General features: G+C 74.8%; 11 protein-coding genes. 10 read left to right on the top strand and 1 reads right to left on the bottom strand.

Going from position 1 to position 11,564, the window contains the following annotated elements; translation table 11 throughout:
* The first annotated feature begins 1 nt into the window (after nt 1).
* From Asera_RS32395 to Asera_RS32350, 10 genes are all read left to right on the top strand, one after another.
* Entirely contained in the window at nt 2–634 is a 633-nt protein-coding gene (locus Asera_RS32395) for a hypothetical protein (RefSeq protein WP_157034684.1), read from the top strand.
* Nucleotides 631–1,188, top strand: a complete 558-nt coding sequence (locus Asera_RS32390) for a hypothetical protein (protein WP_051801932.1) — start codon at nt 631–633, stop codon at nt 1,186–1,188. The genes Asera_RS32395 and Asera_RS32390 overlap by 4 nt, the downstream gene beginning before the upstream one ends.
* Nucleotides 1,189–1,475: 287 nt before the next feature.
* On the top strand, nt 1,476–2,654 hold the full coding sequence (locus Asera_RS32385) for a metallophosphoesterase (RefSeq protein WP_035295626.1): 1,179 nt from the start codon (nt 1,476–1,478) through the stop codon (nt 2,652–2,654).
* A gap of 13 nt (nt 2,655–2,667) precedes the next feature.
* Nucleotides 2,668–3,621, top strand: a complete 954-nt coding sequence (locus Asera_RS32380; protein ID WP_030445133.1) for a formylglycine-generating enzyme family protein — start codon at nt 2,668–2,670, stop codon at nt 3,619–3,621.
* 181 nt (nt 3,622–3,802) lie between these two features.
* Entirely contained in the window at nt 3,803–3,982 is a 180-nt protein-coding gene (locus Asera_RS32375) for a mersacidin/lichenicidin family type 2 lantibiotic (protein ID WP_030445134.1), read from the top strand.
* Nucleotides 3,983–4,162: 180 nt separating this feature from the next.
* The gene (locus tag Asera_RS32370; protein ID WP_030445135.1) at nt 4,163–7,468 is read left to right on the top strand and encodes a type 2 lanthipeptide synthetase LanM family protein; all 3,306 of its coding nucleotides are present in this window, start codon (nt 4,163–4,165) and stop codon (nt 7,466–7,468) included.
* Nucleotides 7,469–7,611: 143 nt separating this feature from the next.
* A complete protein-coding gene (locus Asera_RS32365) occupies nt 7,612–7,992 on the top strand; it encodes an antibiotic biosynthesis monooxygenase family protein (protein ID WP_211255501.1) in 381 nt (126 codons plus the stop codon).
* Nucleotides 7,992–9,110, top strand: a complete 1,119-nt coding sequence (locus tag Asera_RS32360) for an ABC transporter permease (RefSeq protein WP_030445137.1) — start codon at nt 7,992–7,994, stop codon at nt 9,108–9,110. The genes Asera_RS32365 and Asera_RS32360 overlap by 1 nt, the downstream gene beginning before the upstream one ends.
* Nucleotides 9,107–9,826, top strand: coding sequence for an ABC transporter ATP-binding protein (locus tag Asera_RS32355; RefSeq protein ID WP_051801933.1), 720 nt, complete (start codon nt 9,107–9,109; stop codon nt 9,824–9,826). The genes Asera_RS32360 and Asera_RS32355 overlap by 4 nt, the downstream gene beginning before the upstream one ends.
* 27 nt (nt 9,827–9,853) lie before the next feature.
* Nucleotides 9,854–10,426 carry a TetR/AcrR family transcriptional regulator gene (locus Asera_RS32350; protein WP_030445139.1) on the top strand — a complete coding sequence of 191 codons (573 nt, stop codon included), beginning with the start codon at nt 9,854–9,856 and terminating at the stop codon, nt 10,424–10,426.
* A 27-nt stretch (nt 10,427–10,453) separates the two neighbouring features.
* On the opposite strand, the gene Asera_RS32345 is transcribed toward Asera_RS32350, so the two are convergent.
* Nucleotides 10,454–11,455 carry a BTAD domain-containing putative transcriptional regulator gene (locus tag Asera_RS32345; RefSeq protein ID WP_035295631.1) on the bottom strand — a complete coding sequence of 334 codons (1,002 nt, stop codon included), beginning with the start codon at nt 11,453–11,455 and terminating at the stop codon, nt 10,454–10,456.
* Between the last annotated feature and the right edge of the window lie 109 nt (nt 11,456–11,564).

Genomic DNA, 11,564 nt, shown 5'->3' with positions numbered 1-11,564 from the left:
CATGTCGATGCCTCGTGCCCGCACCAGGAGCGAGGCATACGTCTACATGGACCTGGTGCCCTGCCCGTGCGGCGAGAACGAGTTCGCCCCGGACGTCGACGTGCTCGACCCGGAGCCGCCGCGGGTGCTGCGCTACGTCGGTGAGTGCCCGCGCTGCGGTCGGTCCCGGGAGTTCGTCTTCGAGCTGGCTGAGCCCCCGGCCGCGCCGCCGACGGGGTACGTGCTCGGCTACGGCGACGAGCCGTCGACGATCATCGACGCCGGCCAGTGGTTGCTGGTCGCGGAGATGTGCCGGCGGGTGCTGGAGCAGGTGGCAGACTCGGGCGAGTCGTTGACCGCCTCGCAGGTCCCGGCCGTGCACGACACGGTGTTGCTGGCGGCGGCGGCCGTGGACGAGATCCGCAAGTTCCTGCCCGCCGGCGCGGAGGAGTTGCCGGCGGACGCGTTCTGGACCGAGCAGGGTCGGGCGGTGCGTTCGGTGGCCGGGGAGCTGCTGCGCCCGGACGAGCTGGCGGCGGCGCGGGCGCGGCGGTGGGCCGCGGTCGCGGAGTTCGAGGCGCTGTACGGGATCGACGAGGACGACGATGCGGACGACGAGCCGTCATCGGCGCGAGGAGACGTGAACTTTCGATGAGCCTTCGGCTGGCCCGGACCGCGTCCGAGGCGTACCTCTACCTGGCTCGCCAGCCGTGCGAGCACTGCGGTGCGACCGGGTTCGAGCCGGAGCGGTCGGCGTCGGAGGTGATCGACGGCGTGCTCGCCCGGCGGTACTCCGGCGCCTGCCCGTCCTGCGGGATGTGGCGCGAGTACGTGTTCCGGGTGCCGGACGACGCCTCGGTGCCGGTCGACGACGGGAGCGGGTTCGGCGACGCGACGCCGTCGGAGCTGCTCGACCCGGGCGAGTGGCTGGAGATCGCCGACGCGATGTTCGCCCAGGTGCCGGACAGCCCGGTCGGGCTGACCGACGAGCAGCGCCGGGAGGCGCACGCCGCCCTCGGCGCGGGCGTCGCAGCCCTCGCCGAGGTCGTGAAGTTCATCCGGCCCGGCGCGGACTCGGTCTCGCCGTTCGCGTTCTGGACCGAACGGGGTCGCCGGTTCAGCCTCGACTCGCGCTGGCGGTTCGATGCCGAGCGGCTGCGCGGCGAGCTGGCCGACGCGCGGTCGGCGCTGGCCGGCTTCGCCGACTGACCCGGACTCGCCCGCATCCCACGCTCAGCGGACCGCCGATCGCGACACCCACGTTGTTCGCGGTGTTGACCCAGGTGTTGACCCAGGTGGTGCCCCTGGTGCGGTGCCCGTGGCGTCCGGCTGTGCCCGGACGGCGCGGCAGGAGCGGGGCCGACGGTCCGTGGCGCACGGCCGCCGGCCGTCGAAGCCGGGTACCGCGGGCGTCGTGGGCTGGTCTCAGGTTGGGGTGTCATGCTCGTGCGGTGCGCGGCGGGCGGGCGCGGCGCGAGATGGATACGGAGTGTGTAGTGACGGCAACCGAGGATGTACGGGCCGAGCCCGGCAGACGGATCGGCCGGGTGGTGGCGTTCGCCGCCGTGCTGGTGGCGGTGGAGGTGCTGCTGTTCGGCCTGTCGTGGTGGACGCTGGTGCTCGCGCCCGGCTGGCCGACCGGCGTCGTGGTCGTCGGTACGGTGCTGTTCGTCGCGGCCGCGATCGGGTTCCCGGTGCTGATGAACCTGGGCCACCGGCGCGCGAACGACCCCGCGGCCCGCACCAGCGACGTGCTGCTGGGCGTGATCGGGGTGCTGTTCGTCTGGTGCACGCTGGCACAGCTGGTCCGGCTCCCGCTGCTCGCCACCGACCTGTCCGGCACCGCGGTGTCCCGGGTCGTCGCCGCGGTCGGCCTGGTCATCACGATCGTGCTGCTGGCCTGGGGGTACGTCGAGGCGATGCGGCTGCCGCGGGTGGCCGAGGTGTCGGTCCGGCTGGACCGGCTCGGCGCCGGCCTGGACGGGCTGCGGGTGGTGCTGATCACCGACACGCACTACGGCCCGATCGACCGGGCCGACTGGTCCCGCCGGGTGATCGACGTGGTCAACGAGCTGGACGGGGACATCGTCTGCCACACCGGTGACATCGCGGACGGTTCGGTGAACGCCCGGCTGGCGCAGGCCGCGCCGCTCGGTGACGTGCGGGCCACGCTGGCCCGGGCGTACGTGACGGGCAACCACGAGTACTACGGCGAGGCGCAGGCGTGGATGGACCACATGGCGCAACTGGGCTGGTCGACCCTGCACAACCGGCATCTGGTGGTGGAACGCGGCGGCGACCGGCTGGTGGTGGCCGGGGTCGACGACCGCACCGCCGGCTCGTCCGGCACCGGGCACCGGGCCGACCACGCCGCGGCGCTCGCCGGCGCCGACCCGGACCTGCCGGTACTGCTGCTGGCCCACCAGCCGCAGCAGATCTCGCTGGCGGTCGAGCACGGGGTGGATCTGCAGCTGTCCGGGCACACCCACGGCGGCCAGATCTGGCCGTTCCACTACCTGGTCCGGCTGGACCAGCCGTCGGTCGCGGGGTTGACCCGGCACGGCGACCGTACCCAGCTGTACACCAGCCGGGGGACCGGCTTCTGGGGCCCGCCGTTCCGGGTGTTCGCGCCCAGCGAGATCACCGTCCTGACCCTGCGCTCCGGCGCCGCGTAACGTAGCTGGCGTCATGACAGCGGGAGAGCAACCGCCGGACCCGGCGATGGTGTGGGTGCCGGGCGGCACGTTCACGATGGGCTCGGACCTCGCCGACTACCCGGAGGAGGGGCCGCCGCATCGCGTCACCGTCGACGGGTTCTGGATCGACCCGACCCCGGTCACGGTGGTGCAGTTCGCCCGGTTCGTCACCGACACCGGATACGTCACAGTGGCGGAGCGGCCGCTCGACCCGGCGCAGTACCCGAACGTCGACCGCCGGCTGCTGCTGGCCGGTTCGCTGGTGTTCACCCCGACCGACAAGCCGGTCGACCTGACCGACATGCAGCAGTGGTGGCGGTACGTGCCGGGGGCGAGCTGGCGGCATCCGGAGGGGCCGCGCTCCGACGTCACCGGCCGCGACGACCACCCGGTGGTGCACGTGTGCGCCGAGGACGTCGAGGCGTACGCACAGTGGGCCGGCAAGCAGCTGCCCACCGAGGCGGAGTGGGAGTTCGCCGCGCGCGGCGGGCTGGACGGCGCGCCGTACGCCTGGGGCGAGGAGTTCCTGCCCGGCGGCAAGCGGATGGCCAACACCTGGGTCGGCGAGTTCCCCTGGCACAACCTCAAACCGGCGCGGCGGCAGCGCACCACCCCGGTGCGATCGTTCCCGCCGAACGGGTACGGGCTGTACGACGTGGCCGGCAACGTGTGGGAGTGGACCGCGGACTTCTACCGCAGCAACCATCCGGCCACGCACGCCTGCTGCGCGCCGCCCGTCAATCCGCGGGTGGACGACGCCGAGGGCAGCTACGGCGACCAGGAGCAGGGCGGCGCGCACGTACCGCGGCGGGTGCTCAAGGGCGGCTCGCACCTGTGCGCGGAGAACTACTGCCGGCGGTACCGGCCGGCGGCCCGGCAGGCGCAGCAGGTCGAGTCGGCGATGTCGCACATCGGCTTCCGCTGCCTGGCCCGCCCCAGCACCTAGATCTCCGGGCCGGCTCAACACCCAGTCTCCCGGCCGCCGGGCCGGAACCGGTTCCCCCGTCCCACCTCGCCGAACGGCGCGGTACGGCAATTGCCGTGAGCGCAACGCCAAACGGAACACCAACCACCGTGCGAATACTGGGCGCGTACCGCACCGCACGCTTCGTCACGAGGGAGGTTCCATGTCGGCAGAAGAACTGGTCCGCGCTTGGCGGGACGAGGACTTCCGGCTCGAGTTGGAGTCCGCCGTAGCACATCCGGCGGGAGAGGTCGACCGCGAGCTGTACGTGTCCACCGGCGCGGCGTCCACCTGCAACTACGCCAGCGTCACCTGTGCACACATCTGCAGCTGCGCGGCCTGACCGGCCGGGCGGGCAGCGCGAGGCCGCGCTGCCCGCCGCCGGCCGCGATGCGGCCCGGTTCTCGGAACGCAGCGGCCGTCCGGCGGCGGCTGGCGGGAGGCAACCGCGGCCGGGGACGTCGGGACGGCCCGTGATCGGTGGGAGCCCTGATCGGTGGGAGGTCGGCCGGTGGGAGGTCGGGTGGAGGCAGCTCTGGTCGCGCTGCGGCGGGCCATGAGCCAGGCGTTGTCGGCGGTCGAACGGGGCAAGCCGGCGGTCGTCGATCCGGGCCGGTCGGCCCGCGCCGACCGCATCATGGCCCGCTGGCGCGCCCAGCCGCCGTTCCACAAGGCGGGCTGGTTCGACCGTCGGCTGGCTGCGGACGGGTTGACCGTGGAGGTGGTACACGACCAGCTCGCCGAGCCGCCGGACGCGCTGGCCGACCGCGTGGGTCTCGGCCACGCCGGCGCCACCGCCGAGGTTGCCGGTGGCTCGTGGGTGGACGAGCTGGTGGCCGCGTTCGCCACGCCGGCCCCGATCGAGCTGCCCGCCGAGCACGACCTCGCCGCGGTCGCCGGGCCGCTGCTGACTGCCGCCGCCGGCCGGCTGCGTACCGCGCTCGCCCCGCTCGGCGACACCCCGTTCGGCGACCCGGACGCCGCCGTCGCCCGGTTCCTGCCGTCGCTGACCGCACACGCGTACGCGCTGACCCAGCGCAGCATGGTGCTCGAGGTGCAGGTGGCGAAGGTGACCGGTGCGCTGACCGCGGACACCCCCACCGGCCGGTACCGGCAGTTCCTGGACCGGCTGCGGGATCCGGGGATCGCGGCGGGCCTGCTCGCCGAGTACCCGGTGCTGGCGCGCCGGCTGGTGACCGTGTGCCGCAACTGGGTGACCGCCAGCGCGGAGCTGGTGCACCGGCTCGTCGCGGACCTGCCGGAGCTGTCCGCCCGGTTCGCCGGCGGTGCACCGCTCGGCGCAGTGACGCAGCTGGAGACCGACCTTGGCGACCGGCATCGGGGCGGCCGCACGGTGGCCCGGCTGCGCTTCGAGCACGGCGTACGGATCCTGTACAAGCCGCGGTCGCTCGCCGTCGACGCGCACTACCAGCAGCTGGTGGCGTGGCTCAACGGGTACCTGCGGTGGCCGCTCGCCGAGCTGCCCTGCCTGGCGCGCGACGGCTACGGCTGGGTCGCGCACGTGCAGCAGCGGTACTGCTCGGACGGCGCCGACCTGCACCGCTTCTACCACCGGGCGGGCACGCTGACCGCGCTGCTGTACCTGCTGGAGGCGACCGACTGCCACGCGCAGAACCTGATCGCGGTCGGTGACCAGCCGGTGCTGATCGACCACGAGACGCTGCTGACGCCGCGGCTGCGTGAGGATCTGCACGAGCTGTCCGCCGCCGAGCTGGTGGCCAACACCGCGATCGGCGGTTCGGTGCTGCGCTCGGGCATGCTGCCGTACCGGGCCTGGGTGGAGGTCGGTAACGGCGGCGCCGACGTGTCGGCGCTGGGCTGGGACCCGCGCGAGCTGCCGCCGCGGGAGATCCCGGAGCTGCGGGACGCCGGTACCGACGAGGTGCGGGTGGGGTACCGCCGGGTCGGCATCGGGCAGGTCGCGTCCCGGCCGCTGCCGCCGGGCGAACCGCTGCGGTTGGCCGACTTCCGCGCCGATCTCGACGCCGGCTTCACCGAGGCCTACCGCATTCTCGCCGGGCACCGGGAGGCGGTGCGCGAGCTGCTCGACGCGTTCGCCGACGACGAGATCCGGGTGCTGTGCCGGGAGACGATGGAGTACCGCACCCTGGTGGTGGCCGGGCTGCACCCGGACCGGCTGCGCGACGGGCTCGCCGCCGACCGGCACTTGGACCGGCTGTGGGAACTGGTACCTCGGCTGGAGGCGGTCGCGCCGCTGCTGGCGTCCGAGCGCGCCGACCTGGCCGCCACCGACGTACCGGTGTTCACCGCGCGGCCGGGCGGGACCGCGCTGTGCGACGCCGCCGGTCGCAAGCTGCCGGCGGTTTCCGACGAGCCGGCGCTCAGCCTCGCGCTGGCCAAGCTCGACGCGCTGGGGGAGGACGACCTGGCCGCCCAGCGGTCGCTGCTGCGCTGGGCCGTCGAGTCGTCGCGAACCGACCACGTGCCGCAGGCCGACGGCACCGTCGCCGCGGTGGTACCGGCCGCGCCGCTGCCGGCGGCCGACCGGGTCGCGGCCCGCGCGCTGGAGTACGCCGGGCGGGCGGCGGACCGCCTGGTGGCCCTCGCGTACCGGCGGGACGGCAGCCTCGCCTGGGCCGGTCCCGGGCTGCTGCCCGGCGGTGCGTGGGCGCTGGCGCCGCTGGGCGCCGACCTGTACTCCGGTACCGCGGGCGTGACGTTGTTCCTGGCCCGGCTGGCCGAGGTGACCGGCGACGCGGCGCACCGGGCGGCAGCCGCGGGCGCCCTGGACACCCTGCGTGCCCAGGTGCTCCGGCTGCCCCGGAACCTGGCCGGCGGCCTCTGCGGCTACGGCGGCGTGCTGTACGCGCTGGCTCACCTGCACGCGATCCGGCCGGACGAGGAGCTGGCCGCGCTGGCCGACAACATGGCCGCGGGCGTCGGCGAGCTCGCCACCGACGACGCCGAGTACGACGTGATCAGCGGTGCGGCCGGTTCGATCGCCGGGCTCGCCGCCTGGCACGCGGTCCGGCCGTCCGCGGCGGTCCGCACCGCGGTGGCCGCCTGCGCGGACCAGCTGTGCGCCCGCGCCGAGCGGCAACCGGCCGGGGTGGGCTGGCGCGCGGCGTCGATGGCCGACGTCTCGCCGCGGCCGCTGGCCGGCTTCGCGCACGGGGCCGCCGGGCCGGCCTGGGCGCTGGCCCGGGCCGCCACGGTGACCGGCGACCGGCGGTACCTGCCCACCGCGGCGGCGGCCCTGGCGTACGAGCGGTCGCTGTTCGACGCCGCCGCCGGGAACTGGCCGGACGTGCGTACCGGCATCCCGCACGAGGCGTCCTTCCCGGTGCTGTGGTGTCACGGCGCCGTCGGCCTCGGCCTGTCCCGTACCGGCCTGCTCGCCGCCGCGCGCGAGCTCGGCGTCGCCGACCTCGGCTCGGACCAGAGCGCGGGCGGTGGCGTCGGCGGCGCGGGTACCGTCGCCGAGCTGACCGCCGATCTGCGCACCGCGCTGGACACCGCGGCAGCCGCCGGGTTCGGCTGGAACTTCTCGCTGTGCCACGGCGATCTCGGCGCGCTCGACCTGTTCTGCACCGCGCCTGCGGTGCTCGACGAGGCCGCGGCCGCTGCCGCCGGCGAGACGGCGCTGCGGCAGACCGCGGCGATCCTGGACCGGCTCGACGAGCGCGGCTGGGTGTGCGGCTTGGCCGGTGGTGGCGAGAATCCGGCGCTGCTGGTCGGACTCGCCGGCATCGGCTACGGCCTGCTGCGCGCCGCCGCCCCCGACCGGGTGCCCTCGGTACTGGCCCTGCACCCGCCGGTCGCCGGCCGGAACGGCAGCTCCGGCTGAGTGAACGGGCGACCGGGTCGGTGGGCCGCGCCCGGTGGCGCCCTCGTGCCGCCGGGCGTCGAGTTCCTCGCCGCCCGCGGCGAGGCGCCGACCGCAAAGCTTGCCGACACCTGTGTCGGGAACATGCGCTAGGATGCCAACACATGAGTCGGCATCTTCGGGCCGGCTCCGGTGCCCTCCGGTCGGAGGAGATGGGTGCGCAGTCGATGTACACGGTGATGAACCGGATCCCGGTCCCGGGCGGCGAGGAGTCCACCTTCGAGGAGCGATTCACGGCGAGCATGGGTGAGACGCTGCCCGGGGTGGACGGCCTGCTCGGGGCGCGCCTGCTGCGCCCCGCACAGGCCGGCGGGGTGTACGTGGCGGTGATGGAGTTCACCACCCGGGACGCGTTCACCGCCTGGATGCGCTCGCCGTCCTTCCGGGCCGCCCACGGACCCTCCACCCAGGGCATGGCCGGCACCGTCGAGCCGTTCGAGACCGTCGCCGCGGTCGCCGACGGCGTACCGGGTGAGTCCGCCTGATGTTCCTCGCCCTCCGCGACCTGCGGTTCGCCCGCGGCCGCTTCGCGCTCATCGGCGCGGTCGTCGCCCTGATCGCCATGCTCGGCGTCATCCTGTCCGGGCTGGCCAGCGGGCTCGCCGACTCCGGTGTCTCCGCGCTGCGCGCCCTGCCCGTCACGCACCTGGCGTTCGACAAGTCCGCTACCGGAGAACTGTTCTCCCGCTCCACCGTCACGAAGACCACCTGGGAAGCCTGGGCGTCCCAACCGGGCGTACGCCGGGCCGAGCCGTTCGGGCAGCAGCTCGTCCACGCACGGCTGGCCGGTTCGGCCGGCAAGCAGCTGGATCTCGCCGTGTTCGGGGTCGAGCCCGACGGGTTCCTGGCGCCCCCACCGGTGTCGGGGCGGCCCCTGTCGGCGGCCCCGAACGGCGTCCTGATCAGCGCGGACATCGCCGCGGAGGGCGTGCGCATCGGCGACCGGTTGACCGCCGGACAGGCGGGCACCGAGCTGACCGTCGTGGGCACGATCGGGCACGCCTCGTTCGGCCACATCGGCGTCGTGTACGCGCCGCTGCCGCTCTGGCAACAGCTGCACTACGGTCTGGCCGGCCCGCTGCCGGCGGCGGCCACCGACCAGGCGACCGCCGTGGCCCTCCAACTCGCACCCGGCGTGGACCCCGCCACGGCCGACCGCCGGCTCGGCACGCGGAGCGTGGACAAGGCGGGCACCTACGCGGCATCCCCGGGCTACACCGCCGAATCCAGCACCATGACCCTGATCCGCGCCTTCCTGTACGCCATCTCCGCCCTGGTCGTGGGCTCCTTCTTCACGGTGTGGACCATCCAGCGCCGCCAGGAGATCGCCCTGCTGAAGGCCATCGGGGCGGGAACCGGCTACCTCCTGCGCGACGCACTGACGCAGGTCACCGTCGTCCTGCTGCTGGCCACCGCCGCCGGCACCGGCGTCGGTCTCGCGTTGGGCCGAGCGATGAACCGGTCGGCGCCCTTCTCCCTCGACCCCGGCCAGGTGACCATGGCCGCGGCCCTGCTGATCGTTCTCGGTCTGGCCGGAGCCGCCGTCGCGATCCGTCGCATCACCAAGGTGCAGGCCCTCACCGCCCTCGGAGCCAACCGATGACCCCGACCACCCCGGCCACCGCCACCACCGTGGACGGCACGACCCTGCCCGCCGCGCTGCGACTGGCCGGTGTCACCCTCCGGCTGGGCAGCGGAGCCCAGCAGGTCACCGCGCTCGACCGGGTCGACCTGACCGTCGCGCGGGGCGAGTTCCTCGCCCTCACCGGCCCGTCCGGTTCGGGAAAGTCCAGCCTCCTCGCCGTCGCCGGCGGGCTGCAGAGCCCCAGCGAGGGAACCGTCCACGTCGCCGGTACCGACCTGACCACCCTCACCGAGGGCCAGCGCACCGCGCACCGACGCAACCACATCGGCTACGTCTTCCAGCATGCCAACCTGCTCGCCTCCCTCACCGCCAGGGAACAGTTGCTCGTCGCCGCGCACATCGCCGGCCGTCTCGACGGGTCGGCCCGCCAACGGGCCGACGAGCTGCTGGACGCGGTCGGGATGACCGCCCGCGCCGACCGGCGTCCGCACCAGCTCTCCGGGGGCGAGCGCCAGCGGGTCGGACTGGCCCGTGCCCTCCTCCTCGCCCCCGAGATCCTCCTCGTGGACGAACCGACCTCCGCGCTCGACCGGGCACGCTCCCGCGACATCGTCGACCTGATCGCCCGGCAGACCCGCGCCCAGAACACGGCCACCGTCATGGTCACCCACGACACCGAGATACTGGACGCGGCCGACCGGGTCCGAAACCTGCGGGACGGCCGACTGACCTGACCCGTTCGCGAAAGGCGCGCCCACGCCATGCCCAAGATCAACGCGGCCACGGTGGCCGAGCACCGCGCCCAGCAACGTGCCGCGTTGGTCCGGGCCGCGATCGACATCCTGATCGAGCAGGGCGCCGGCGCGGTCACCCCGGGCGCGGTCGGCGCCCGCGCGGGCCTGGCCCGTTCCAGCTTCTACCAGTACTTCCCCTCCGGGGCCGCCATCCTGGCGGCCATCGTCGAGGACGCCTTCGCCGCCGCCGACACCGCCCGCGACCAGGCGCTGCGCACCGTCGAGCACCCGGCGGGACACATCGACGCCTTCGTGCGTGCCGAGCTTCGGCTCGCCGCGCAGGGCCTCCACCGCCCGGCGGCCGCCCTGATGCGGGCCGAACTACCCCAGGAATGCCGCGACCGGGTCCACGAACTCCACCGGCTGCACTACCTGCCGCTCCAGGAAGCGATCGCCGAGCTCAGCCCCACCGCCCCGCAGCTGACGGCCCAGCTCGTCGGCGGCCTGCTGCAGTCGGCCATGGCCGCCGTCGAGGGCGGCGCGGACCCGGACCACGTCGCCGAGCGGACCCTGCGCCTCATCCACCACGGGCTCGGCTGACAGCGTCCGGGCGCCGGGGCCGGCGCCTCACCCCGGGCCGGGCCGCGGATCGGCGCCGCCGCGGAGCACCTGGAGCCGGGCGTCGGTCAGCTCCGGGCCGGGGGTCAGGCCGAGCTGGTCGGCCAGCCGGGCGCTGATCTCCGCGTACACCCGCAGGGCCGCGGCCTGCTGGCCACCGGCGGCCAGCGCGAGCATCAGCCGGGCGTGCAGTGCCTCGTGCAACGGGTCGGCGTCGGCGAGCAGCCGCAGCTGCGGCACCGGGTGGTGCCGTCCGGTACGGGCGGCGGCCTCGGCGTACCGGATGGCGGTGGCGACGCGCTGCTCGGCCAACGTGGCAACCGGTGCGCTGCCGCGGAGCAGGTCGACATCCGCCAACGGGGTGCCACGCCACAGCCGCAGCGCGGCCTCGTAGCGCTCGCCGGCCAGCAGGTGGTTGCCGGCCGCGACCGCGGTGCGGGCCTGTTCGGTCAGCCGACCGAACCGCAGCAGGTCGAGTCCGTCCGGCCGGACCCGCAGCCGGTAGCTCGCCCCGGTCGACTCGAGCACCGCTCGCCGCCGCTCCGGCGGCGCGTCCGGCAGCAGCAGCGCCCGGAGCCGACTCACGTACGCCTGTACGAGATGTACCGCGGTCGCCGGCGCGGCGCGGGCCCACAGCCGGTCGATGATCTCCTCGCGGTGCACCAGCGCGTTCGGGCAGAGCGCGAGCAGCCCGAGCACGGCGCGCTGCCGGGGTGGGCCGAGCCGGACCGCCCGGCCGCCGACCCGCAACTCCAGGGGACCGAGCACCCGCAGCACGAACCGGCGGGCGGGGTCCGGTCCCGCCGCCGACGGCGCGGGCAGCCCGAGCGCCGCGCCGAGCCGGCGGACCGTGCTGCGCCGTGGCGTCCGCCGCCGGCCCTGCTCCAGATCGCGCACCGCACCGACGCTCAGCCCGGCCCGGTCGGCCAGCTCCCGCTGGCTGAGCCGGGCCGTGGTGCGGTAGGAGCGCAGCACGTCGGCGAACCGGAGGTCCAGGTGCGTACCGTCCATCCGCGGCTCCCGCTGTGCCTCGTAGGCGTAACCAGCACGATAACGGGCAAGCACGGCTAAACCGCGTGTGATTGTGCGCACAGCGCTGCGTAAGGGTCCGGGCCCGCCG

The organism is Actinocatenispora sera (assembly GCF_018324685.1).
GTDB lineage: Bacteria > Actinomycetota > Actinomycetes > Mycobacteriales > Micromonosporaceae > Actinocatenispora > Actinocatenispora sera.
Note: the sequence above shows the minus strand (reverse complement) of the source record. Positions and strands in the feature narration are given on the sequence as shown.